Below are 21,706 nucleotides of genomic sequence, written 5' to 3'. Positions count from 1 at the left end.
CCTTGGATTTTTTGCTTATGGATGCACAATCGGAGAGTTCAGGTTTAGACCCTTGGGCGTGGTAACGCGCCTCACCAAAATCCACCCCCGCCTGGACAACCGCCTGAAAGCTCACGGCCGGCCAGGAAAGCTCGGTGAAAACGCGGGCGCTAAACATTCCGGCCGCCGGACGGTTGATCCGGTTTTGCTTTCACGATCCGTTTCGCCACCGGAATTGTCCAGGTTTTGGGTTCGAGAAAGCCGAGGATATGGGCGGGTCCGATGACGAACACGCCCTTTTCGCGCTGCGCATCTAGGATGGTGTCCCGCAACGCCTTCATCCGCGTCCAGTGCTGCTTCGGCCGGAAATGATGTTCGGCGTGATAGCCGTTATTCATGAAGATGAAGTTGTAGACGGGTGCGTAGGTCGATACGCCCCACGCAATCGGTTCATCTGGATTGCCACCCAAATGTTCGTAGTAGCCGGACAGGTTAGACAGGCACTGGCCCAGATAGCTGGCAAAAATACCAAGGAGGGCAAACGGCCAAGCTATAATCAAGAAGAGCATCCAGACAACGACGGTTGACCAAAACTCGCGCATGGCCTGGTCGGCGTCGCGTGACCGTCGGCTGCGTATCTTTTTCGCCAGCGTGAAGGGATCGTCGTCGCGGAAATATTGCAGAAAGACATAGGATAACAAAGGCTCAGCTTTGCGGTCCGCCCCGAACTGATAAATGGACAGAGGATCCACGGTGTGACCCGTCTCATCAGGATAGTCGCCATTGCCGGCATGATGCCACAGATGGACGTAGTGGTACATGGTTTGCGGTGTGACAAGGCTCCAGGAGATCAGGTAGGACACAACACGGTTTGCGGTTTTTGATACGAAAAACGGGTTATGAATAAAGTTGTGCGCGACAGAGTTCAGGTTCCAACCGACACTAAAGGCGTAGACGCATAGGCCCAACACTCGTTCAAGCCAGGTCATGTGCCACCAGCAGAGCGCAAAGGCGACGATCAGCAAGAACTGAACGACGACGAGTGCGCAAGGCACGGCATCCCAGGCGCTGGTCGCGAAAATACGGCGTGTGTTTGATTTTTTGGTCATGATGGCCAATCCTCGCGCGGCGCGCCGAAATGGCGCGTCATTCCCAAGCTGAAGATGAAAATGTTACGTGACTTGAGGATGGGGCTGCGCCATTCTTCCCCATAAATTCGGTCTGCACTAACCTGCGCGAAAACAGTCATTCTATCATCCAGTTTATGACCGAGGGTCAGTTCAGTGCCCGCACTGAAATAATTGTTCTTGAGAACCCGGGGCAGGTTGAACTCATGGGAGTGACGCCCCCTCAAGCCAAAAAACTGGTCGGAGAAGTTGGAATCCGCCCACGAACCCCGCAGCTCTATACCCAATGCCGTCTTTGGGCTTAAACGGACCCCGGCGTCATAGGCGACATCGCCCGACCATCCCTGATAGCTGTTGATGGCGCGCCTTAACCGCATTTCGATGTCACCGACGCCACTACTGTAGACGGCAAAGCCACCCAACTCGAATGCATCCGGCATCCGGTGTGCCCCGCGCGGCAGCTTGTCGGAGAAAGACTGCCGGTATTCCAGAACAGGCCCCAAGCTCCATTTCTTTTGCTTTATGGCCGTCCATTTGATGCCGTCATCCAGGCTCACCTGCAGACGCTCGCCGACCTTAAGCTCAATGACGGGATAGATCTCATCCGTTGTCTTGCCGTCACCGATATGTTGCGGGCGTTTGCGCAGGATCACACCCAAGTCTCCACTGATTCCGGAGGAGACAAGGGTATCGATATTCGCCCAGTTCAGCGTCGGCATGGCCATGCTGGCACCTACGGCGTCGGGCGGCTCTGCGGTGACGAGCGTGATCATGCCGTCTCCTTTTCCGTAGCAAGCAAGGCAATGCCACACAGGATAAGCACCGATCCACCGATGGCGAAGGGGTTGACCGCCTCATGAAAGACGAAGACGCTGATGGCCATGATCAGGCAATAGCTTATGGCGGTCAGCGGAAAGGCTTTGCCCAGGTCAATGCGGCTGAGGATCGACAACCAGAGTATCAGATTGACGATTTCAACGGCGACCATGCCCCAGAAAACCGGCGCGGTGATGACCTGGTCCAATACCGCCCATATTTCGGTGCCGGGCGGTGTCAATTGATCGCCAAGCGATTTGGCGAGATATTGATAGAGAACCAGACACGGCGGCTGGACCACCAGCAAAGCGCCGAGGCTCAATCGGCTGCGCGGTATGGCCGGTTGGGTCATGCGGCTTCGACGACCGGATCAGCCGCAAACAGAGGCGACAGAACCTTAAGTCCGGCCGAAATCGCTGGGTTCCGGTGTCTGAACGCCATATCCGTACGCAATAGCTGTGCCCCCAAGCGGAGTTTATTGGCATAGGCCGCCTGCCCAACCTGAAACAGGCTCAAGCCCTGGTCCAGGCAATAGGCGATATTGTCGAACCAGGAGGTGAAATACAGGTTGTTCGCCCGCCCTTCCGCTCCCATGACAAAGAACTTGTCGATCAATGTCGCGTCGTCGCGCAACAGCAGATTAGCCGCCAGTAGCCTGTCATCCTTGATATAAAGCGCGCAGAAGGCAGCGCCCGGTTTGCGCGCCAGAACGCCCTTGAAATAGTCGAGCGTCAATTCCTCGAGCACCATTTCCGCTCGCGCCCGGGTGTCGTGATAGAGCGCCATAATAGCGTCTTCATACCCATCAATCCGACTGACACGCTCAAGCCGCACTCCCGTGCGGGCCTTCAACTTGCGGCGCATGTCCTTGCGCGTGGCGTGAGACAGACGCGCCAGGTATGCGTCGATCGTTGCAAAATCGATGGGCAACTGGGCCACCGGCAGTCCGGAAACCAACCCGCAACCATGCGCCTCCATCAGCGGCTGCCATAACGCACGATCGTGCTCGGCCAAGTCCTTTACGGCGAGGAGTGCTCCTCCTCTCGCCTTTGCGGTGCAAAAAAAGGTATCGAGCATAAGATTGGCTACCTCGTTCGCCCGACTCCGGTCGCGAATACCGAGCATCGCCACCTCGGTACACGGCGAACCCAGCGCGGCCAGGGAGACCCGCAGAAACCCAGGCGCCCGCTTTTTCCAGCCGGTAATCATCTTACGCAGCCGGGCGTTGTCCAATGTCGTTTCCAGGTCGTAGGGCGTGGTAAAGGCTGGCGCTGCGCCGACCATGTGCTCGCCGTCAAAAATGGTGACATAGAAAAAGCCAAAGCCCGGCAATCCGCTGGCTTCTATAGCCAGATGGTAGGCGTGATCTTCGACAGGCCGTGTAAAGCAAGCGTTCCACTCGGATGCGTCAATCGAGCCTATGCTGTCGAAGATACGGGCTTCAAGCATGACGCGCGGCCTCTTCGCTATAGCCTATCGCCTCAAGGGTCGCCGCCACGACCTTGCTTCTTTCCTGATCGACATGCACCATGTGGTAACTGTCTTCGAGAACGACCAGCCGAACGTCTCCGCCGGCCCGCTTCATCAGCCGTTCGGCGTTGCCGACCGAGCAGATGTCATCTTCAAGCGCGTGGACAAGCGTCAGCGGCGTCCGGTTTGCGGGCGCGGCCTTCAGCACCGCCTGTCCCAGAAGGTAGGTATCGGCGAGGCATTTATATGGCATGCCATCAAGCGCCCCTTCGATCAGCGACTCCTGTGACCCTGCAACCAAAGCCCGCAAGCGCTCATCCTTCAAACCGAAGGGATGGGCTTCTAGCACGACATGGCTTCGCAGGCCCGGCAGATACATGAGCGGGAAGGCAAACGGCAAGAGGTTGTAATGGCGCTTCATCGCCCAACCGTCAAAAGCGAAAAGCGGCGCGTAGACGGTACAACTGGCAAGGGTCCGGCGCTGGGCCAACATGAAACCGAGAAGGCCGCCGACGCAGATGCCTGCTACATGCACGCGCTGATAGTGCGATGCGCGATCGTCATATAGCGCTGTCAGGCTTGCCAGCCAGTTTCGCCAGCCGGTGGCCAGCAGTTCTGGATACCCCTGGCCGTGCCCGGCCAGCAAAGGCGTCGCAACATCATACCCTCTGTCCCTAAGTTTTTTGGCGACAAAGCGCATTTCATCGGGCGCGCCTGTCAAGCCATGGACCAGAATGACCAGCTCGCGGCCAGGCGGAACCGCACGAGCAGCCTCAATAGATACCGCATTCATGCCTGCCTCCCCGCGATCAGCGCCACGCCCATGGCAATCAAGGCCGACGCCCACAGTTTGCGCGCCGACAACCCCTCACGCAGAAGAAGGCGGCAGGCAAGCGGAATGGTCAGGTAGGTCAGACACATGACCGGATAGGCCTGGCTAAGGGGGAGTGTGCGCAAAGCCAGAACCCAGGCGATGCTTTCGACCGCCCAGAGCGCGATGCCGAGCCAAGCCATAGGCTGACGCAAAGCACCTACAACGCCGCCACCGCCGGCGGCCGCGCGATTGCTTGCCACCTTGTAGCACAGTTCAAGGCAGGTTTCGGCCATTACACATACCAGAAGAAGAACCCAAGCCGTCACGAAATCTGGCTCCCCAGATGCGGTGCCAGGCAAGCGTGAAGAGCGCGATTGGCCATGGCATTGATCCACATTGCCTCGGTGTCCAGATCACCTTGACGGGGTTGATCCAGGCAGGATTCAATCCACTTGAGTGTCGTGGCCCACGGTCCTGGACCATAGACCATGTCACTGGCGTCACCGACGATGTCGGCGCCACGCAACCGGCGGCCATCGATCAGGTGGTTCAGCCAGCCGATAAGCCGCGACAAACGCAATTCGCCCTGGTCCCAATTGGTCGCCGCATCGAGCGGAGACAAAACATCCTTGTCTATGGTGACATACAGGTCGTCGGTCCCGATCAGCTGATCGAGTTGCTCAAGGAAGAGTGCGTCGCCCAACGTCTCAATTGTGGGAATGCGACGGCCAGCGACGATGCACTCTTCCTTGGCTTGCGTACGCAAGGGGAACGGAATCAGAAGCCCCTCGCGCACAACACTGAGATCGGCCCCCTTTCGGGCGCTGTCCTGCATGTCCGGACTGCACATGCCGATCGATATGATTTGGCGCACGCCGCTAAACCGCGCGACCCGCGCGGCCCAGCTGCCACAATGCATGCCAGGCGAAAACTTGACCCAGTCGGGATGATTGTCGACATGAAGGACCGTCATCGGACGCTCCGGCGCCTGATCCACTGCCCGACGGATCAACAGGGCGGCGACGTGGTGAAAATCTCCCGAACCCGCATAGACCAGGATTGGCCCCAACCCCTTCGTCGCCTCACGCGTGCGCAAATCCAACGCATCAAGAGATGGCGGGCGTGACCATAGCCGCAGCGCCGGTCCGAGATCGCGCGCAGGCACGCGTGTGGCCTCACCCACTATCTCTTCAAGCATGTGCGCCTGGGCGTCCAACGCCGCATCCAGGTCCAGGATCACGGTGGCCATGGTGTCTATCGATTGACGCAGCGACGCAGGAGGGCGTCGATCAGCTTGATAGCCAAGTCTATTTCGGACTCGGTGATCTCCAAGGATGGCGCGAGCGTGATGACATTCTTGTAGTAGCCGCCGACATCGAGAATAAGGCCGTAGGTTTGCCCGTCGATCTCGATACCGCCCTTCAGGCCCTCCGCCTCCATGTCGTCAAGCAACTCTTTGTTCGGGGTAAACCCGTCCTCCTGACAAATCTCGCAGCGAAGCGCCAGACCCAGACCATCGACATCGCCAATTTGTGGCCAGCGCTTCTGCAGGTCTTTGAGCGCTTCCAGGAAATAGGCCCCCTTACGGGCAACCTTGGCACCGTAATCTTCTTCTGACACCATGCGCAGGGTTTCCAGCGCGACTGACGTGCCCATTGGATTGGCATTGAACGTGGAGTGGGTCGATCCCGGCGGGAAAATTCCCGGATTGATGAGCGCCTCCTTGGCCCACAGGCCCGACAACGGGTTTAGGCCGTTAGTTATCGCCTTACCGAACACCAAGATATCGGGGGTAACGCCGAAATGTTCGATGGCCCACAGTTTGCCGGTGCGGTAGACACCCATCTGAATTTCATCGACGACCATGAGGACGCCGTGCTGGTCCAGTACGTCTTTCAGTTCGGTGAAGAAATTCATGGGCGGAACGACATAGCCGCCGGTCCCCTGGATGGGCTCGATATAAAAGGCGGCATATTCGCACTGGCCGGTCTTGACGTCTAGGACACCGTTATATTCGGTTTCAAATAGGCGTTTGAATTTCTTGACGCATTCATGACCGTATTCTTCCTTGCTCACGCCCTTGGGGCCGCGGAAATGATACGGGAATTCGATAAACTGGGCACGGTCGCCGAAATGGCCGAAACGCCGACGATAGCGATAGGATGAGGTGATCGCAGAGGCGCCCAGGGTACGGCCATGGTATCCGCCTTCAAAGGCGAACATCAAACTCTTGCCATTGCTGGCATTGCGCACCAGTTTGAGCGAATCTTCTACGGCCTGGGCACCGCCAACATTGAAATGCACGCGCCCCTTTTCACCGAACTTCGCTTCCATATCGCGGGCGATCAGCGCGGCTAATTCGATTTTTTCGCGGTGCAGGTACTGGGAGGCGACTTGAGGCAAGGTATCGAGCTGACGATGCGCCGCGGCGTTCAGGCGGGGGTTACGGTAGCCGAAATTGACCGCTGAGTACCACATTTGCAGGTCAAGATAGGCCTGACCGGCTGCGTCGTACATGTAGGAGCCTTCGCATCCCGTAAAGATGCGGGGCTTGTCCATATAGTGAACTGTATCGCCGTGCGAACAATATTGCGCTTCCAGCGCCAAAAGATCGGCTTCGGACAAGGTATGAGGATCGTACATAAATAACTCCCTGAATTCAGGCTATTTGCCGCTGCGCATGGAGGCTGGCCAGGGCAAGGCGTATGTCGTCGAACGTGTCGAACGGCGTAAAAAATTGTTTGCGTTCCCGCGCGTAGCCGGCCAGTCGATCGCGAGCGAACAGGATGTCGGCGCGCCCACTCACGCAGAAGTCAGACCGGCCATCACCGATAAAGACCATGGGGCCGTCGCCAGCCGCTTCCCCCACTACGGCGCACTTGCAGACCCCTGACCCTGCGGCACACCCTGCCCGGGCGAAGGGTTGCTCCAGGCGATAGGCCGCACCTTCCAGCGCGAGGCGGTTCGATATAACCGGCAAATGGGCCAGACCATTGCGAGTAAGGATACGGCGGATGAAACGATCAACGCCGTCGCTGACAATGGTCAGCGTGATCGCTTCGCTGTCACACCAGTTGGCGAATTCAACAAAGCCCGGGCGCAGTTCGCAGGCATCAAGCACGGCATCCAATGCCGCTTCGTCTGTGTCTATGAGGGCAATCTGGCGGCGCATGCACTCGGCGGCCGTGATTTCATCTCTCGACCATTGGGCTTCAATGTCCATCCATTGCGGCGCCGCACGCTGGGTCAGTACCTGATCGGTGGTATCCTGACAGGTTATGGTGCCGTCAAAATCGCAGTAAACGCGCATTCCCATTCATCCTCGTTAGGCCGAAGCGGACGGCTTATGCTGTAGATGAGAAGGCTGACGCGAAACTGATCGAAGGGATCAAAAATTTCAGTTTGGAAATCTTAGGGGTAAGGTTAGTACCGCCACTAGGCCAACAAGACCGTCCTCACGATCGCGCAGGTTGATCCGCCCGCCCAATCGCTGGGCCGCGTCGCGCGCGATGGCCAGCCCCAGACCCGAGCCGTTCGATTTGTTCGTAGGCGCGCGCCAGAAACGGTTAAAAGCTTGCGCCCTGTCCGCAGGCGACATCCCCGGTCCGCGATCGCGCACCTCCACAGTGCCCGCCTGGGTCACGGGATCAACAGCCAGATGGATGACGACCTCCGAACCCGCATCGGTGTAAAATAAGGCGTTTTCGATCAAATTTGACAGCGTCAGACGCAAGGCAGTCTCAGCGGCCTTCACAGTGAAGTTTTCCCCTTCGAGCGCCACGTCTATGCGCCTTTGAGCGATCACGGGGGCGACCTCTGCCAGCAACTGTCCGATCAGACCATGTAGACTGATATCGACATCCCTGTCTTCGACGGCACCCAATCGGGCAAGGACCAGCAACTGATCGGCCAGTTTGGCGATACGCGTAGTCGCGGCATTTAGTGCAGTAAGTCGCGTTTTCAGCTCAGCCGGATCGTCGATGCGCGCACACAACTGCGCTTCGAGGCTCAGCGCCGCCAGCGGCGTGCGCAATTGGTGCGCCGCCATCTCCGTGAAGGTGCGTTCGTGCTGCAAGCTGTCTTCGATTCGGCGGAAGAGGCTATTGATGACGCTGGTCAATTGGTCCAGTTCCGCCGGCCAATCCTCCGAGCGCACCGAGGTGAATGGCGGCCGGCCCCGCTGTTCGGCCAGTCGCGCGCTAAAACCGTCGAGGTCGCGCAGGCCACTTCTGAGGCTGACCCAGATCAGGACAAGGAGGACGATGGCAATGCCGACGAAAGGCGCGGCCAGTTCCAGCGCGATATTGCGCACCAGTTCGCCACGGACCGCCAGCCGCTCTCCGACCTGGACCGTGACATCGCCGCCGATGGCCGCCAGCGTATATATCCGCCACGCCTGACCGTCCCGTTTAACGACATGGAATGTCGATGCGTCTTCCGCTTTTGGCACGGCCAGGCTTGGGCCGGTATCGGACTTCAAGCGCAACTCTCCACGATACCATATCCGGAACATCCGCCAGTCGGCATAGGCATCGAACGCCTGCCGGTCCTCGCTCGACAACACGGGCATGTCATCAACCTCCATTACCGGATTGCCGCCTTCCTTGCGGATATCGGTCAGTTCCTCCCCCATAAGATTGACGAGTAAATTTGCGCCCAGCACCAACTGTTGGTCGAATATCTGGTCGACTTCGGCGCGAACGGCTGTCCTGGCTATACCCAGGATCGCGAGGACGGCGACGAACATGACAAGGGTCATGCGTGCGAACAGGCCGCGAGACAGGGATTTCGGCGTCAGAAGCAGACGCAGAATATTGGAAAAACGCCGGTTCAACGCACCACCATGTAGCCCAGACCGCGGGCGCTGACGATTGATTCCACGCCCAATTTTTTCCTCAAGCCATAGATGGCCGCTTCGACCGTATTGCTCTCAACGCCGGTGTCGTCATCATAGATGCTGCCTTCGATATCCGACTTCGACACCCACCTGCCAGAGCGGGTCACAAGCACCGACAAAACCTTGAATTCGCGCGCCGTGAGGTGAACAGGTTTGCCTTCGCATCGAACAACACGGCCAGCCATATCCAATTCGTAGATCCCGAATCGCAAGGCTCCGTTTACCTCGCCCGTGCTTCGCCGTATCACAGCTTTCACGCGGGCCAGCAATTCATCAAGGTCATAAGGCTTGACTATATAGTCGTCGGCGCCGCCATTGAGCGCCAGTAGCCGGGTCTCGCGCTGGCTTTTAGCCGTGATGACCAGAATAGGCAGGCCATTGCCGCGCTTGCGGACGGTGCGCAAGAAGTTAAGTCCGTCGCCATCCGGCAAACCTAGATCCAGCAAAGCGATGGAAAAATTCGTGTAGTCAAGGACCTGCAAGGCCTCTTCGAGCGTTACCGCCCACACGACACTATATCCCAGGCGCTCCAACGCTGCCTTTAGCCCGGCGCCAAGTCCCAGATCATCTTCGACAAGCAGAAGCTGCATGCAATCATCTTACCCGATTCGAGACAGAATCAGGCTCGCATTGCTCCCGCCGAATCCGAAGGCGTTGCACAGGCTGTGGCGGATATCGACGCCGTCGCGCGCCACGTTCGGCACATAGTCAAGATCCAGTTCAGGATCGGGTGTGCCGAAATTGACCGTCGGCGCCACGAACCCGGTCCGCACCGCCAGTAGGCTCGCCAGCAGGCTGACACCGCCGGCGGCACCCAGGAGATGACCGTGAAAACTCTTGGTCGCCGAAATGGGCAAGGCGGGGGCGTGACTGCCGAATATCGCCTTTATGGCCCGCGTCTCCGAGACATCCCCGGCCAGGGTTGCCGTACCGTGCGCACTGACGTGACCTACCTCCTGCGGCGTCAACTCGGCCCCGGCCAGAGCCTGGCCGATGGTCTGCGCCTGCAGATCCGCGTTGGGGGCGGTCATGTGACTGGCATCGGAACGGGCACCGTAGCCTGCCAACTCCGCCAGCGGTTCAGCCCCGCGCGCCAAAGCTGCCGCTTCGCTTTCCAAGACAAAGAACACGCTTCCTTCGCCCAGCAACAGGCCACCGCGCTCAAAGCAGAACGGCCGCACCCGCGCATCGGCCCCGGACGCCAACAACCGCATCGCGGCCCAGACGCGAAGCATCGTCAAGGTCAAGGGCGCCTCCACCCCTCCGGCAATAACCCGCTCGCAACGGCCCGACCTAATCAAGGTCATGGCTTCGCCAACGGCGTGGCTGGCGGAGGAACAGGCCATGGCATAGGTCAGGGTCGGCCCCTGACACCCGTAGGCTATGGATATCTGGGCGCAAGGCGCATTGGTCATCGACTTGACCAGAGTCTGGCTCTTGACCTCGTTCTTGATATGCAGGTCAAGCACGCTGTCTTCGATCGACGATAGCCCGCCGCCCCCGCACCCGACATAGACACCTGCCGTCTGCAAGGCCGCCCCCGGTTGCAGACCGGCCATGGCGATGGCGTCGCCCGCCGCGGCGAGCGCAAAGACGGAACAGGGATCTCGCTGCTTGTCGCGCAACGCGTCCAAGGACGGATCATCGATCCGACCACCGGCCCAGGCGGATAGGGAAGCTTCCAGAGGAACTGTCGCCGCCTGACCGCTCCGGTAAAGCGAAACCAAGTCCGGCAGAGTGCTCGCGCCCGGAACTCTCAGACCATATCCCGTGATAACCACGCGCGGCGAGCGCATCTCAACCGGCCTTCTTTGGCGACGTCTCGATGAGCGCCAGCAATTGCGGAAGGGATCTCACCTCGCGCAACTGGCGATCGTCAATCGTGATGCCCAGCCTGTCTTCGAGCGTCATCACAATCTCGATCATTTCAAGGGAATCAATGTTGAGTTCTTCCAAGGACTGAGCCTGGCGAACAGTCGCCTCCGGCATGTTCATTTCCTTGGCGACCACCTCGTAGAGGACGTCTTCTGGAGATTGTATGGGCGTCATGAGTATGCTTCCGATCTGGACACGGGGCATTATCGCCGCATCCGCAGTCTTAAAAAAAGCTATCGCATTCCCACGAGAATGGTGTGACGCAAACACGCGAATGAGGCAAGGTGAATTGCCCAATTTTGTACAAATTTATGGTGTCTGAAGGCAAATGGGTCGTGATTGGAGGCGGGTATGTTAAGCTTGGTAGTGCTTATGGCGGAGATCGGTAGCGCATCGCCCGTCGGCAAGTGGATGAATGCGGACAAGGACGCCATCATTCAGATACATCCCTGCCCCGACCGTCCGGCGAACCTGTGCGGTCGAATTACGACGATTCTCGATCCGTCCGAGGCCCGGGCCCGGGATGATCACAATCCAAACCCCTCTCTGCGCGCACGCGCGGTGCTTGGCCTTGAAATTCTCAATGGCTTTGTGCCGACAGCTACGGGATGGTCTAATGGCAGCATCTACGATCCTGAGGAAGGTCGGTTGTATAGCGGCCTGAACCTGCGGATGGATGGCCACAATCGCCTTGTCATCTCCAAGCCGGCGAACCTTCTGCTGTTCAATGGCGAGCTGGGTCGGCAGACCTGGACGCGGGCTGATCCATAAAAACGTAAAATCTATTGAATTTTAAAAATAAAACCAGACCTTCTTCAAGTTAAGGATACACTAGGTTCGTGTCTCACTCTGGTAATGGCTCGGCGGAACACCCAGCCAGCGTTTGAACATGGTGGCAAAGGCCGCCGGGCTGTCATAGCCAAGGTCAAGGGCTACCCCCGTCACCGTCTCGCCACCGGCAAGCCGGGGCAAGGCCGTCAGGACGCAGGCCTGCTGCCGCCAGGCCACGAAGCTCATACCTGTCTGACGTCTGAACAGGCGCGTAAAGGTCCGGCGCTCCAGATTCAGGTCACGGCACCAGTCCTCAATCGTCACGCGCGCATCTGGTCTTGCCAAAAAGGCATGACACTTGGCAGCGAGCCCCGGCGATTTGGGAAACGGCACGGCCAGCAGGATAGTTGGAGCCAGATTCACCTCAGCCATCAGGAGGGCCATGACCAGTCCATCCCGACCGTCGATGTCATATTCGGGTGGGCTTTCCGCCGCCTCTACCAGCAGACTGCGCAAAAGGGCGGAGACCACGATCACTTCGCATTGAGCCGCGCGCGCAAGGCAATAGGCGGGCTCAATCAAAACGCTGCGGGTTTTGACGGCGCCGACCATGCGAACCGAATGCGACACCTCGGCGGGGATCCAGACCGCCCGTTCCGGCGGCACGACCCACGCCCCGTGCTCTGTATCGACCGTGATCACACCTTCGGCGGCATATAGAAGTTGCGCGCGCCGATGACTGTGACGCGCCAGTTCAAATTGCGGCGGATAATCATTGCCGATGGCTACCGCCGGTCGAGGCGTCGCTTCCACGTCGTCCGGATTGACATTGCGCATGATTGTCCCACTCGCAAAACTGAATACCCCATACGCGAATGCAGGACAGGCAGCAATGGCGTATCAGGCAAATCGAAAGGATATTGCCATGACCAGTATCGCAGCCACGCCGAAACCAAAGTCCCAGTCTCCCGACCCCGCCAGGACGATTTTCAGCGTCATCCTGGCTATCAGCTTTTGCCACATGCTCAATGACATGATGCAGTCGCTTCTGCCCGCCATTTATCCCGATCTGAAAACGAAATTCGGTCTGACCTTCGGAGAGGTGGGCGTTATCACCCTGGCATATCAGATCACCGCCTCCCTGCTTCAGCCCCTGATCGGGCTCTATGCCGACAAACGGCCAACACCCCTGGCCCTGCCAGGCGGCACCCTGTTCACCCTGGCGGGCCTGGTGGTCCTGTCCGTCGCCCACGCCTATCCCCTTCTTCTGTTGGGCGCCTGCCTGCTCGGCGTAGGATCGTCGGTGTTTCACCCGGAATCGTCGCGCGTCGCACGTATGGCGGCCGGGCCGCGCCCCGGCTTGGCGCAATCTCTGTTTCAAGTGGGCGGCAACGCCGGTTCAGCGCTCGGCCCTCTGATTGCGGCGCTGGTCGTCATGCGCTGGGGCCAGGGCAGTCTGGCGGCACTCGCCCTGCTGGCCCTGGTATCGTGCGCCATTTTGTGGAACGTCAGCGTGTGGTATAAGCACCATGGCCTAAATCGCCTGATCACGGGCGCCCGGAAAATTTCCAAAGTTCAGTTACCACCGCAAAAAGCGCTCACCGGGATCGTCATCCTGCTTGTGCTGATCTTTTCCAAGTACGTCTATCTGGCCAGCATCACCAACTACTTCACCTTCTACCTGATCGAGCATTTCGGTGTTTCGGTCCAACAGGCCCAGTTGCGCCTGTTCGTTTTCCTGGCCGCTGTCGCGGTTGGCACCATCGCCGGCGGACCACTTGGCGACCGGTTCGGGCGCAAGTACGTGATCTGGTTCTCCATTCTCGGTACGCTGCCGTTCACGCTTCTCCTGCCCCACGTCGATCTGTTCTGGACTGGCCCGCTAACGGTCATCATCGGCCTGACTCTGGCCTCTGCCTTCCCAGCGATCGTGGTATTCGCCCAGGAGCTGGTCCCCGGCAAGATCGGTATGATCTCGGGTCTGTTCTTCGGGTTTTCCTTTGGCATGGGCGGTCTCGGCGCTGCGGCGCTCGGATTTCTGGCCGACCGTACCAGTCTGGAAACCGTTTACGGGTTGTGCGCATTCCTGCCTGCCATCGCCATTGTCGCCGCGTTTCTGCCCAGAACCGTCGACTGACGATATCTTGATGCTGACTAGGCGCGCGCCTTCACGCCCGTATCGGGAAAGTCGGTAAATACGCCGTCCACGCCCATGGCGAAGAGTTGACGGTACTCCGCCACGGCATCGCCGTGATAGAAAGGATCCAGGCGATCATTGCGCATCGTCCAGGTGTGGACCTGAAGACCCAATGCGTGCGCGTCTTCGACCAGTTTATGGTTGAGACGCGGCTTGCCGTCGGAAAAGCTTATCAAATATCGTTTCCATGGCGCGACGATATCAGCATAAGCGGCAATGTCGGCCAGGCCACGCGGCGTTAGCTGGTCCAGGTTATTGCCTGCCCGGCCGGCCATTACCCAGTCATACGGTTTGTCGGACGGCGGCGTCAGCACCATATCGCCTTTGGCGTCGGTATCGGAACCATCGACCAATTGCATCAATCGCACCTGGGTCTTGGTTCGGAGATATTTCAGGTTGGCGGTTTCGAACGACTGGATGATAACCGGCGATGACTTGGCCTCCATGCCGGCCTGTCTCAGCATATCCAGAAGCTTATCCTCTACCGGCAGGCCCAGCTCGCGATGAAAGGTCGAATGCTTGACCTCCGGATAGATGCCGATCACGCGGCCGGTCTGGCGCGTTTTCGCCTGGGCCAGGTCGATCACCTCCTGAAGGGTGACGATGCCATATTGACCGTTGTGGCTCTGATCGCGATCGGCAAACGCCTGTTTGGCGCGCAAGGTTTTGATTTCCGCCAAGGTGAAATCGCAGGTGAAGAAATCGGTCGTCTCGATGCCATCCAGCGTTCGGGTGCGTTTGCGGTCGGCGAATTCGGACCGTTCCGCGACGTCGGTCGTTACGGACAGAAGGGGTTCGTGGCGCACAATCAGATGACCGTCCGAGGTCGCGACCACGTCCGGCTCGATAAAGTCGGCCCCCATCTTTATGGCCAGTTCATAGCCGGGGATCGTATGTTCAGGCAGATAGCCGGCCGCACCCCGATGGCCTACGATCAGGGGCTTTCGTGGCGTAGCGGCGTAGGCAAGTGTGGCGGAAGCCATGGTGGCTGCTGCGGCTCCAATAAGGCGGCGGCGTGTCAGGTGCATGGTAACGGCCTCAGGAAAAAAAGAAAGGCCAGCCGCGTGTGCGGCTGGCCGAAGGTGAGCTTGAGAACTTAAAACGCCTTCTTGACGCTGACGAAGACCTGGCGGGGTGCGCCGGGCAGGATGGTCTGGCTGGTGCCTGAAGCGTCGGAATTTACGAAGCCGTTCGACCCGATGGTCGAGATATAACGTTCGTCAGTCAGGTTGGTGACATTCAGTTGCAGGGTTGTACCGATCGTCTCGAAACGATAGCCAACCGTCAGATCCGTCAAGGTGTTCGAAGGCACTTCACCGCCGACGTTTTCATAGGTGTAGTAGCGCTTGTCGGTGTAGTTGACACCCAAGGTGCCAAACAGCTTGCCGTTGTCGTAGCCGAGTTCGGTCTTCAGCAGGTTTTTCGGCGTATTGACGACCGTCTTGCCCTTGGTATGGGCACGGATCGTATTGTCGGCGGCCACAACGTCGTTTTCATAGGTCGAGTCGTTGTAGCTATAGGCGGCGTACAGGCGCCATTGCGGCGTAAACCGGTAGGTGCCTGCCAGTTCCAGACCGTTGGTTTTCACGCCACCCACGTTAGACAGAACGGGCGCATTGCCCTGGATGCCCGCCCCCTGGGTGACGGCCAGGATGCGGTTATCGAACTTGACGCTATAAATCGCCGCTACGCCCTGGAATTGCGGAAAGCGGAAGCGCAAACCCCCTTCCAGTGTCTTGGAGCTTTCAGGCTTCAGGTTGTTCTTTACATAGTCGACATTCGATTGCGACAAGGAGCTGAACGGCCCGGAGGTCGCCGCCGAGACGTAGGCATTCATATTTTCGGCGTAGGAGCCGAAGAGTTCGTAATGCGAATTCAGCTTGTAGACGGCACCAATCTGCGGCAGGAAGCCGTCATCCGACTTCAGCTTGGCGTTGAGTGCACCAGCGGCGCTGACCAGATAGGCGTTCGCGGCGGGCACGTAACCGTACTTGGCCAACGGATCATGCGTGTTCCTGACCGAGTTTTCGACAGAAAGCGACTTGAACCCGAAATTGACCTTAAGGGCATCCGTTACCTGCCAAGTATCCTCAATATAAGCCTGGCGTGTCTTGGTCGTGAAGGCATAAGACCATTGCGTGAAGAACGGGTCGCTTTGGAAGCCCAGGGAGTCGCGATGCGGCGCGTTGAGGGATTCGCCATAATAGCGGCGTGCCTGCTGGAAGTCGTTGTCTTCTATCCAGAAACCCGCGGCAATTTGATGGGCGCCCAGATCGAGTGTCACGCCCGCCGTGGCGCCGGTCCGATCAATATCATATTCGGTGGTCCGGACCGACACATTGGCATTGTCGGTGCTGGTTGCGCTGTAGGACGGCGACCCAAGACCGGCCAGGATGAGACTGCCCGGCGACGGTGTGTAGGGCGTGACCCACAGGCCCTGCCCCTTGTTGGTATGGTGGTAAACCTGTCCGCTAAACTTGATCTTGTCCGAAACGGGGGTATCGAACTTGATCCCCGAAATGGTGTCGTCACGCACGCCGCCGCCATAATAGTAAGCGTCATCCACCGACGTGATCTTGCCGGGGAAGGCCTTACCCGTCCAATAATCCATCGATACATCGTTGGCCAGCTTCCAATCTGGCTGGAAGTTGTCCCAGTTGTAACCCAGGCGATCGATCATTTCGAACGACATGTCCTGATAGTCCTGCTCGCGGCGCTGCGAATGATTGACGAAGGCCGACAACTCGCCTTCACCGATCGGCAGGACCGCCTTGGCGTCGACCTGCTGAGCGCGTTGTTCGCCAGCGCCCTTCCACTTGTCGGTCTTCTGATCGACCGCCGACACATAAGCACGCAGACCGCCCAGGGCGGTAATGGCGCCAGTTTCAAACCGGCCATACACCCGATGCATCGAATCGGAGCCCACGGTTGCGGCCAGTTCGCCGCCCATGGCTTCAGACGGATTGCGCGAGGTGAATTTCAAGGTGCCGCCCATGTTCGACGAAGTCGCCGAATCGAGTGAACCGGCGCCCTGGGCCATATCGACGCGGGCGATGTCTTCATTGATGATGGCGCGGGAAATGTGCAACCCGTTATAGTTGCCATAGCTCATGTCGCCGAGCGTAATGCCATCAAGCGTGAACCCCATCTGGTTTTGATTGAAACCGCGGACCGAAATGCGGGCTGACCATTCATACGCACCGAACGGGTCGGAGGATTGGAACGAGACGCCCGGCAACTTATCGAGCACTTTCAAAGGGCTGGTGCCGGGCGCGACCTTGGTAATGTCGTCGGCCTTGACGGCCTGCGTCTGGCGGCTTTGGCCCTGACCGTAAACCACCACTTCGGTGACCGTATCGGCCGACGGCGTGGCCGCAGACGCGGTGGTGACGTCTTGCGCGTGGACCAGGCCTGCGCTCAGCAGCGAAACAGCCGCAACGGACGTAAACAGCGTGATTTTCATAATCTATCCCCTTGCGCACCTCGGCCCAGGGAGTGGCCGGCGGCCGGTGCGCGACATGACATGCGGCCGGAATGACCTCATGGGTAAGCGCACCTAGCGGGCTTGGGTGACAGTTTGAAAACCGTTTTTCGTCGGTTGCGTGTCGGCTCGGAAAAGCTTTTAAGACAATAGGCAAGCAACTGTTTATTATAGTTTTTTTATCGACCATCTAGTGTGCTTTGGGAGCAACGCTGAGGCGGGAAGCATATGATATTCATGTTTGCTGGGCGAACCTGTCAATCAGCCATTGGGCTGCCGGTCCCGGCGGCGTGTCCGTACGCCAGATGGCATGCATGTCGTAGAGGTTGACATGCCAGTCCGGCAGATCAAGCGCGACCAAACGGCCACCTTCAAGATCGCCGCGCACCATGAATTCCGGCATAGAGCCCCACCCTACCCCCGCCAGCAATAGGGCGTGTTTAGAACCCAGATCCGCTAAACGCCACGTTTTGAGGCCTATCACACCAAAGTCCTGGCCCGCCGTAATCGGAGATCTATCAGTGAGGACGAGCTGAATATGATTACGGGCATCCCCCGGCGATTTCCGGCCGGTTCGCCCCAAGGGATGAAACGGCGCGGCTACGGGTATCAATCGCACAGTCCCAATATGGCGCCGATCAATGCCTTCGATCCCGGTATTCAACGGTCCGCTGATTCCTATGACCGCGCTTTTTGCCACAACCAACTGGGCGATGGCGCCCAGTGCCTCGACGTGCAGGCGTAAGGGTATAGTCGGAAATGAGGCCTGAAAGGCCTGAAGGGCATCGACCAGACGAGCGGTTGGCAGCATGACATCCACCGCGATAGAGACTTCGGCTTCCAGCCCCTCGCGCAAGCTCTTGACCCGGGCACGCAGGATATCGACACCGTGGGTCACGGTCCGCGCTTCAGACAACACGGCCTTGCCCGCCGCAGTCAATTCGGGCTTTCGCGTACCGATCCGCTCAAACAATGAGACACCGAGTTGTCCCTCAAGATTGTCTATGGCGTAGGTAATGGCGGACGTGGCCCTGTTCAGCCGCCGCGCCGCCGCTGCAAAGCTGCCCGTCTCGACAACGCAAAGCAGGACCTGGAGTTGGTCGAAGGTCGGGATACCTGGGTTTGACATTTCAAATTATCCGAAAAGTTTTTTCAATATTATACGGATTTTCTGAACAATATACTTCGATTAATGTTGCCACATCGTTCAGGAGTTTCCGATGACAACAGTGATCGCTGAAAAAACCGCTCTGACCCGCCGCACCATCACCAGTCGACACGCGGCGTTCCGCACACTGGAAGGCGACGGGTTCGAGGTGCGCCGCGCCATTCCGTCAAAGGCCTACGAGGCCGTCGGCCCGTTCATATTTCTCGACCATTTCGGCCCCATCGAATTTCTGCCCGGAGACGCAAAGGGCGCGTCCGCACATCCGCACGCCGGCATAGAAACCCTGACGCTTCTTCTAGAAGGCCGTAGTGTACATAAAGACAGCCTGGGCAATACCAGCGTCATGCAGCCCGGCGAAGTTCAGTGGATGCGCGCCGGGCGCGGCATCATCCATGATGAAGGTCCCGATGAAGATATTCAACGCACGGGCGGCCGCAATCACGGCATTCAACTGTGGCTCAACATGCCCAAGGGCCATAAGCATGACGAGCCGCTATATCGTCATTTCATAGCCGCAGACATTCCCGTGGTTTATGGCGATAAGGCATCGGCCCGGATCGTTGCCGGTACCGTCAACGCCGTGACAGGGCCATTGAATAGCACTGGCGCTCCGGTCGTCGTTCATGTCTCGGTGAAGGCCGGCGGTTCAATCACGCTTGACATCCCCCCCCGTGAGCTAGCCGCCTACACCATGACCGGCGTAGCTTTTATCGATGACCAAGGTATCGTGCCGGGTGAACTGGTCCGCTTGGCCCCCGGAGACACGCTAACCCTGACGAGCGATCAGGACAGTGAAATCCTGCTGGTCGGTGGCGACCCCCTCGACGCCCCCATCGTCCGCCATGGCCCCTTCGTCATGAACACCATCGATGAACTGGAACAGACAGTCCGCGACTACTATGCGGGCCGGATGGGCCGGATCTGACAGACTTCCCTTTTTCCTCCCCAACCACAAGCGCAACAAAGGATTATGCAAATGGCTAAGGTTCTCGTACTCTACTATTCGTCCTACGGTCACATCGAAACCATGGCGAAAGCCGTCGCCGAAGGTGCGCGCGAAGCCGGCGCTCAGGTTGACATCAAGCGCGTGCCCGAGACCGCGCCGCTTGAGGTTGCCAAGGCGGCCCACTTCAAGCTAGATCAAGAGGCGCCGGTCGCCACCATCGCCGACCTGGAAAACTATGACGCCGTGGTCATCGGTGTCGGTACCCGCTTCGGCCGCCTGGCGTCACAAATGGCAGCCTTCCTCGACCAGGCCGGCGGCCTGTGGGCGCGTGGCGCGCTCCACGGCAAGGTTGGCGGCGCCTTCACCTCGACGGCAACCCAACATGGCGGTCAGGAAACGACGCTGTTTTCCATCATCACCTCTTTGCTGCACTTCGGCATGACGGTTGTCGGTCTCGATTACGGACATGCCGGCCAAATGACGCTGGACGAAGTTACCGGCGGTTCGCCTTATGGCGCCACCACCATCACGGGCGGCGACGGATCGCGTCAGCCGAGCGAGAACGAGCTGATGGGCGCCCGCTACCAGGGCCGCAAGATCGCGGAAACGGCGATCAAGCTGCACGGCTAAAGACCTGACGGGCCACCTGCAAAGGCGGCCCATTTTCTTATTTTCTGGGAGACTGACATGGCCCGCGCAACCGCTCATATCGGCACCGATACATACGCCACCACCCTTCACGTCGCCGGTCGCACCCTCATGTCCGACGAGCCAGTCGCCAATGGCGGCCAGAACGCCGGTTTGGCACCGTACGATTTTTTGTTGTCGGCGCTGGCCTCCTGCACAGCCATCACCCTGCGCATGTATGCCAACCACAAGGGCTGGCCCGTCACATCCATTGACGTGGCCCTGCATTTTTATCGCGATGGCGAAAAAGAAGTTATCGACCGGGTGGTGACCATTGAGGGTGACCTCAGCGCGGATCAGCACGAACGCCTGCTTCAGGTCACAGAACGCACGCCGGTCACAAAAACACTGAAGCAAGGACTTACGATAACAACGACGTTAGAGTCCGCCACTAGGTAAAACACCGCATTGCGACGGGCGCCTTATCGCGATGCAACAATTGTTAATCAATTTTAGCCACCATTTGAAACTATATTTTCAGCACGCGGCATCAGACCGCGATGGGGCTATAGATTCTCATGAGCACACAGGTCTTATTCGTCGATTTCAGTAGCGACAACAGCGTTAGAATAACCATGGCTAGGCCGGGCAATCGTCCACCGCCCGCCAACCTCTATCATTGCGCCTCCTTAGGCGAACTCGATACCGCGCTTCAGGATTTCCTGGGGCGCGCAGAAGCCCCGGACCTGATGGCCGCCGCCTTATCGGTGTGCGGGTGGGAACGTGACGGCGCCTTTGAAATGCCCAATCACAGTTATCGCATCGAACGCTCCTGGCTCAAGGATCGGCTCAATATCAGCCGCCTGCACCTGGTCAATGACTGCGTGGCGACGGCGCTGGCAATTGAACGCCTGGAAGGTCCGGAGCGTCATGTTATCTGTGACGGCAAGGACGATCCGACCCAGATGAAAGCCATGATCGCCATCGGTCGTGGCTTGGGGACCACCTGCATATTCACCGACGAAATGGGCAATCCGGTCGCCATGCCCTGCGCGGGCGGCCACAGCGACTTACCCGCAACCACGGAACGGGAATTCGCCATCGTCAGCCGCATGGCCCAAACATTCGGCCATGTGTCGCGCGTGCGCGCTGTCTCGACCGCAGGCCTGGTCGAAGTGTACAATCTCCTGAACACCATTGACGGTCAGTCGCATCGAGCTTCGGAGGCGACGGATATCGTCGAACGGGCGCGCAATGCCGACGCCCTGGCGCAGGAAGCCATCGCCTTGGTGACAGGCTGGCTGGCCGCCACGGCGTCCGATACGGCCTTGTGTACCGGTGCGCGCGGCGGCGTATTCCTGGCCGGGTCCTTTTTCGACCTGTTGGGCGATATGTTCGATCCGGCCTATTTTGCCAGACGATTCTGCGCCAAAGGTCGCCTGACGAGTTATCTCGAAGACATCCCCGTCTATCTGGTACAGACCCAGGAGCCGGAGATGGTCGGCCTGAGCACCTTGTTCGCCTAGGCCGCGCTCTTG

Annotated in this window: 23 protein-coding genes; 6 read left to right on the top strand and 17 right to left on the bottom strand. The window is 58.7% G+C overall.

Annotated elements, in window-relative coordinates; translation table 11 throughout:
- Positions 1–149: 149 nt before the first annotated feature.
- From AEAC466_RS28465 to AEAC466_RS28405, 13 genes are all read right to left on the bottom strand, one after another.
- The gene (locus AEAC466_RS28465) at positions 150–1,088 is read right to left on the bottom strand and encodes a fatty acid desaturase family protein (RefSeq protein WP_023457175.1); all 939 of its coding nucleotides are present in this window, start codon (positions 1,086–1,088) and stop codon (positions 150–152) included.
- A complete protein-coding gene (locus AEAC466_RS28460; protein ID WP_023457174.1) occupies positions 1,085–1,879 on the bottom strand; it encodes a MipA/OmpV family protein in 795 nt (264 codons plus the stop codon). The genes AEAC466_RS28465 and AEAC466_RS28460 overlap by 4 nt, the downstream gene beginning before the upstream one ends.
- Positions 1,876–2,274 carry a hypothetical protein gene (locus AEAC466_RS43665; RefSeq protein WP_023457173.1) on the bottom strand — a complete coding sequence of 133 codons (399 nt, stop codon included), beginning with the start codon at positions 2,272–2,274 and terminating at the stop codon, positions 1,876–1,878. The genes AEAC466_RS28460 and AEAC466_RS43665 overlap by 4 nt, the downstream gene beginning before the upstream one ends.
- Positions 2,271–3,371, bottom strand: a complete 1,101-nt coding sequence (locus AEAC466_RS28450; RefSeq protein ID WP_023457172.1) for a peptidogalycan biosysnthesis protein — start codon at positions 3,369–3,371, stop codon at positions 2,271–2,273. The genes AEAC466_RS43665 and AEAC466_RS28450 overlap by 4 nt, the downstream gene beginning before the upstream one ends.
- Positions 3,364–4,185, bottom strand: coding sequence for an alpha/beta hydrolase (locus AEAC466_RS28445; protein WP_023457171.1), 822 nt, complete (start codon positions 4,183–4,185; stop codon positions 3,364–3,366). The genes AEAC466_RS28450 and AEAC466_RS28445 overlap by 8 nt, the downstream gene beginning before the upstream one ends.
- Positions 4,182–4,499, bottom strand: coding sequence for a hypothetical protein (locus AEAC466_RS28440; protein WP_023457170.1), 318 nt, complete (start codon positions 4,497–4,499; stop codon positions 4,182–4,184). Before AEAC466_RS28440 ends, AEAC466_RS28445 begins: the two co-directional genes overlap by 4 nt.
- A 29-nt stretch (positions 4,500–4,528) precedes the next feature.
- Positions 4,529–5,455, bottom strand: a complete 927-nt coding sequence (locus tag AEAC466_RS28435) for an arginase family protein (protein WP_023457169.1) — start codon at positions 5,453–5,455, stop codon at positions 4,529–4,531.
- Positions 5,456–5,460: 5 nt separating this feature from the next.
- The gene (locus tag AEAC466_RS28430) at positions 5,461–6,849 is read right to left on the bottom strand and encodes an aspartate aminotransferase family protein (protein WP_023457168.1); all 1,389 of its coding nucleotides are present in this window, start codon (positions 6,847–6,849) and stop codon (positions 5,461–5,463) included.
- A 16-nt stretch (positions 6,850–6,865) separates the two neighbouring features.
- Positions 6,866–7,516 carry an MtnX-like HAD-IB family phosphatase gene (locus tag AEAC466_RS28425; RefSeq protein WP_023457167.1) on the bottom strand — a complete coding sequence of 217 codons (651 nt, stop codon included), beginning with the start codon at positions 7,514–7,516 and terminating at the stop codon, positions 6,866–6,868.
- An 87-nt stretch (positions 7,517–7,603) separates the two neighbouring features.
- Positions 7,604–9,040, bottom strand: coding sequence for a sensor histidine kinase (locus tag AEAC466_RS28420; protein WP_023457166.1), 1,437 nt, complete (start codon positions 9,038–9,040; stop codon positions 7,604–7,606).
- Positions 9,037–9,693: a response regulator transcription factor gene (locus AEAC466_RS28415; RefSeq protein ID WP_023457165.1), complete on the bottom strand. Its 657-nt coding sequence runs from the start codon at positions 9,691–9,693 to the stop codon at positions 9,037–9,039. The genes AEAC466_RS28420 and AEAC466_RS28415 overlap by 4 nt, the downstream gene beginning before the upstream one ends.
- Before the next feature lie 9 nt (positions 9,694–9,702).
- Positions 9,703–10,899: a beta-ketoacyl-[acyl-carrier-protein] synthase family protein gene (locus tag AEAC466_RS28410; protein ID WP_023457164.1), complete on the bottom strand. Its 1,197-nt coding sequence runs from the start codon at positions 10,897–10,899 to the stop codon at positions 9,703–9,705.
- A 1-nt stretch (position 10,900) separates the two neighbouring features.
- Positions 10,901–11,152, bottom strand: a complete 252-nt coding sequence (locus AEAC466_RS28405) for an acyl carrier protein (protein ID WP_162148927.1) — start codon at positions 11,150–11,152, stop codon at positions 10,901–10,903.
- 177 nt (positions 11,153–11,329) lie between these two features.
- On the opposite strand from AEAC466_RS28405, the gene AEAC466_RS28400 reads away from it, so the two are divergent.
- Positions 11,330–11,749 carry a DUF2147 domain-containing protein gene (locus AEAC466_RS28400; RefSeq protein ID WP_081714551.1) on the top strand — a complete coding sequence of 140 codons (420 nt, stop codon included), beginning with the start codon at positions 11,330–11,332 and terminating at the stop codon, positions 11,747–11,749.
- A gap of 60 nt (positions 11,750–11,809) precedes the next feature.
- Here the strand turns inward: AEAC466_RS28400 and AEAC466_RS28395 are convergent, their stop codons facing one another.
- Positions 11,810–12,586: an AraC family transcriptional regulator gene (locus tag AEAC466_RS28395; RefSeq protein ID WP_023457161.1), complete on the bottom strand. Its 777-nt coding sequence runs from the start codon at positions 12,584–12,586 to the stop codon at positions 11,810–11,812.
- A gap of 88 nt (positions 12,587–12,674) precedes the next feature.
- On the opposite strand from AEAC466_RS28395, the gene AEAC466_RS28390 reads away from it, so the two are divergent.
- A complete protein-coding gene (locus AEAC466_RS28390) occupies positions 12,675–13,886 on the top strand; it encodes an MFS transporter (RefSeq protein ID WP_031238328.1) in 1,212 nt (403 codons plus the stop codon).
- Between the two features lie 17 nt (positions 13,887–13,903).
- Here AEAC466_RS28390 and AEAC466_RS28385 read toward each other — a convergent pair whose 3' ends face one another.
- The 3 genes from AEAC466_RS28385 to AEAC466_RS28375 all read right to left on the bottom strand — a co-directional run bounded on the left by AEAC466_RS28385 (position 13,904) and on the right by AEAC466_RS28375 (position 18,556).
- Entirely contained in the window at positions 13,904–14,974 is a 1,071-nt protein-coding gene (locus AEAC466_RS28385) for a glycerophosphodiester phosphodiesterase (protein WP_023457159.1), read from the bottom strand.
- A gap of 68 nt (positions 14,975–15,042) precedes the next feature.
- Entirely contained in the window at positions 15,043–17,409 is a 2,367-nt protein-coding gene (locus tag AEAC466_RS28380; protein ID WP_023457158.1) for a TonB-dependent receptor, read from the bottom strand.
- A gap of 253 nt (positions 17,410–17,662) precedes the next feature.
- Positions 17,663–18,556: a LysR family transcriptional regulator gene (locus AEAC466_RS28375; RefSeq protein WP_023457157.1), complete on the bottom strand. Its 894-nt coding sequence runs from the start codon at positions 18,554–18,556 to the stop codon at positions 17,663–17,665.
- 91 nt (positions 18,557–18,647) lie between these two features.
- On the opposite strand from AEAC466_RS28375, the gene AEAC466_RS28370 reads away from it, so the two are divergent.
- From AEAC466_RS28370 to AEAC466_RS28355, 4 genes are all read left to right on the top strand, one after another.
- Positions 18,648–19,520 (top strand): pirin family protein, encoded by an 873-nt coding sequence (locus AEAC466_RS28370; RefSeq protein ID WP_023457156.1) that lies wholly within the window; start codon positions 18,648–18,650, stop codon positions 19,518–19,520.
- Between the two features lie 51 nt (positions 19,521–19,571).
- Positions 19,572–20,171 carry an NAD(P)H:quinone oxidoreductase gene (gene wrbA, locus AEAC466_RS28365; RefSeq protein WP_023457155.1) on the top strand — a complete coding sequence of 200 codons (600 nt, stop codon included), beginning with the start codon at positions 19,572–19,574 and terminating at the stop codon, positions 20,169–20,171.
- 57 nt (positions 20,172–20,228) lie between these two features.
- Positions 20,229–20,627 (top strand): OsmC family protein, encoded by a 399-nt coding sequence (locus AEAC466_RS28360; RefSeq protein ID WP_023457154.1) that lies wholly within the window; start codon positions 20,229–20,231, stop codon positions 20,625–20,627.
- A gap of 119 nt (positions 20,628–20,746) precedes the next feature.
- On the top strand, positions 20,747–21,694 hold the full coding sequence (locus tag AEAC466_RS28355) for a glucokinase (RefSeq protein WP_023457153.1): 948 nt from the start codon (positions 20,747–20,749) through the stop codon (positions 21,692–21,694).
- Positions 21,695–21,706: the final 12 nt, after the last annotated feature.

It is taken from the genome of Asticcacaulis sp. AC466, assembly GCF_000495815.1.
Lineage (GTDB): Bacteria > Pseudomonadota > Alphaproteobacteria > Caulobacterales > Caulobacteraceae > Asticcacaulis.
The sequence above is the reverse complement of the archived record's forward strand: the minus strand, read 5'-3'. Positions and strand labels throughout refer to the sequence as shown.

Excerpts from the sequence above, each read along its gene's own strand:
- AEAC466_RS28465 (WP_023457175.1), bottom strand. The coding sequence starts at position 1,088 with ATGACCAAAAAATCAAACACACGCCGTATTTTCGCGACCAGCGCCTGG.
- AEAC466_RS28460 (WP_023457174.1), bottom strand. The coding sequence starts at position 1,879 with ATGATCACGCTCGTCACCGCAGAGCCGCCCGACGCCGTAGGTGCCAGC.
- AEAC466_RS43665 (WP_023457173.1), bottom strand. The coding sequence starts at position 2,274 with ATGACCCAACCGGCCATACCGCGCAGCCGATTGAGCCTCGGCGCTTTG.
- AEAC466_RS28450 (WP_023457172.1), bottom strand. The coding sequence starts at position 3,371 with ATGCTTGAAGCCCGTATCTTCGACAGCATAGGCTCGATTGACGCATCC.
- AEAC466_RS28445 (WP_023457171.1), bottom strand. The coding sequence starts at position 4,185 with ATGAATGCGGTATCTATTGAGGCTGCTCGTGCGGTTCCGCCTGGCCGC.
- AEAC466_RS28440 (WP_023457170.1), bottom strand. The coding sequence starts at position 4,499 with ATGGCCGAAACCTGCCTTGAACTGTGCTACAAGGTGGCAAGCAATCGC.
- AEAC466_RS28435 (WP_023457169.1), bottom strand. The coding sequence starts at position 5,455 with ATGGCCACCGTGATCCTGGACCTGGATGCGGCGTTGGACGCCCAGGCG.
- AEAC466_RS28430 (WP_023457168.1), bottom strand. The coding sequence starts at position 6,849 with ATGTACGATCCTCATACCTTGTCCGAAGCCGATCTTTTGGCGCTGGAA.
- AEAC466_RS28425 (WP_023457167.1), bottom strand. The coding sequence starts at position 7,516 with ATGCGCGTTTACTGCGATTTTGACGGCACCATAACCTGTCAGGATACC.
- AEAC466_RS28415 (WP_023457165.1), bottom strand. The coding sequence starts at position 9,693 with ATGCAGCTTCTGCTTGTCGAAGATGATCTGGGACTTGGCGCCGGGCTA.
- AEAC466_RS28410 (WP_023457164.1), bottom strand. The coding sequence starts at position 10,899 with ATGCGCTCGCCGCGCGTGGTTATCACGGGATATGGTCTGAGAGTTCCG.
- AEAC466_RS28405 (WP_162148927.1), bottom strand. The coding sequence starts at position 11,152 with ATGACGCCCATACAATCTCCAGAAGACGTCCTCTACGAGGTGGTCGCC.
- AEAC466_RS28400 (WP_081714551.1), top strand. The coding sequence starts at position 11,330 with ATGTTAAGCTTGGTAGTGCTTATGGCGGAGATCGGTAGCGCATCGCCC.
- AEAC466_RS28395 (WP_023457161.1), bottom strand. The coding sequence starts at position 12,586 with ATGCGCAATGTCAATCCGGACGACGTGGAAGCGACGCCTCGACCGGCG.
- AEAC466_RS28390 (WP_031238328.1), top strand. The coding sequence starts at position 12,675 with ATGACCAGTATCGCAGCCACGCCGAAACCAAAGTCCCAGTCTCCCGAC.
- AEAC466_RS28385 (WP_023457159.1), bottom strand. The coding sequence starts at position 14,974 with ATGCACCTGACACGCCGCCGCCTTATTGGAGCCGCAGCAGCCACCATG.
- AEAC466_RS28380 (WP_023457158.1), bottom strand. The coding sequence starts at position 17,409 with ATGAAAATCACGCTGTTTACGTCCGTTGCGGCTGTTTCGCTGCTGAGC.
- AEAC466_RS28375 (WP_023457157.1), bottom strand. The coding sequence starts at position 18,556 with ATGTCAAACCCAGGTATCCCGACCTTCGACCAACTCCAGGTCCTGCTT.
- AEAC466_RS28370 (WP_023457156.1), top strand. The coding sequence starts at position 18,648 with ATGACAACAGTGATCGCTGAAAAAACCGCTCTGACCCGCCGCACCATC.
- wrbA (WP_023457155.1), top strand. The coding sequence starts at position 19,572 with ATGGCTAAGGTTCTCGTACTCTACTATTCGTCCTACGGTCACATCGAA.
- AEAC466_RS28360 (WP_023457154.1), top strand. The coding sequence starts at position 20,229 with ATGGCCCGCGCAACCGCTCATATCGGCACCGATACATACGCCACCACC.
- AEAC466_RS28355 (WP_023457153.1), top strand. The coding sequence starts at position 20,747 with ATGAGCACACAGGTCTTATTCGTCGATTTCAGTAGCGACAACAGCGTT.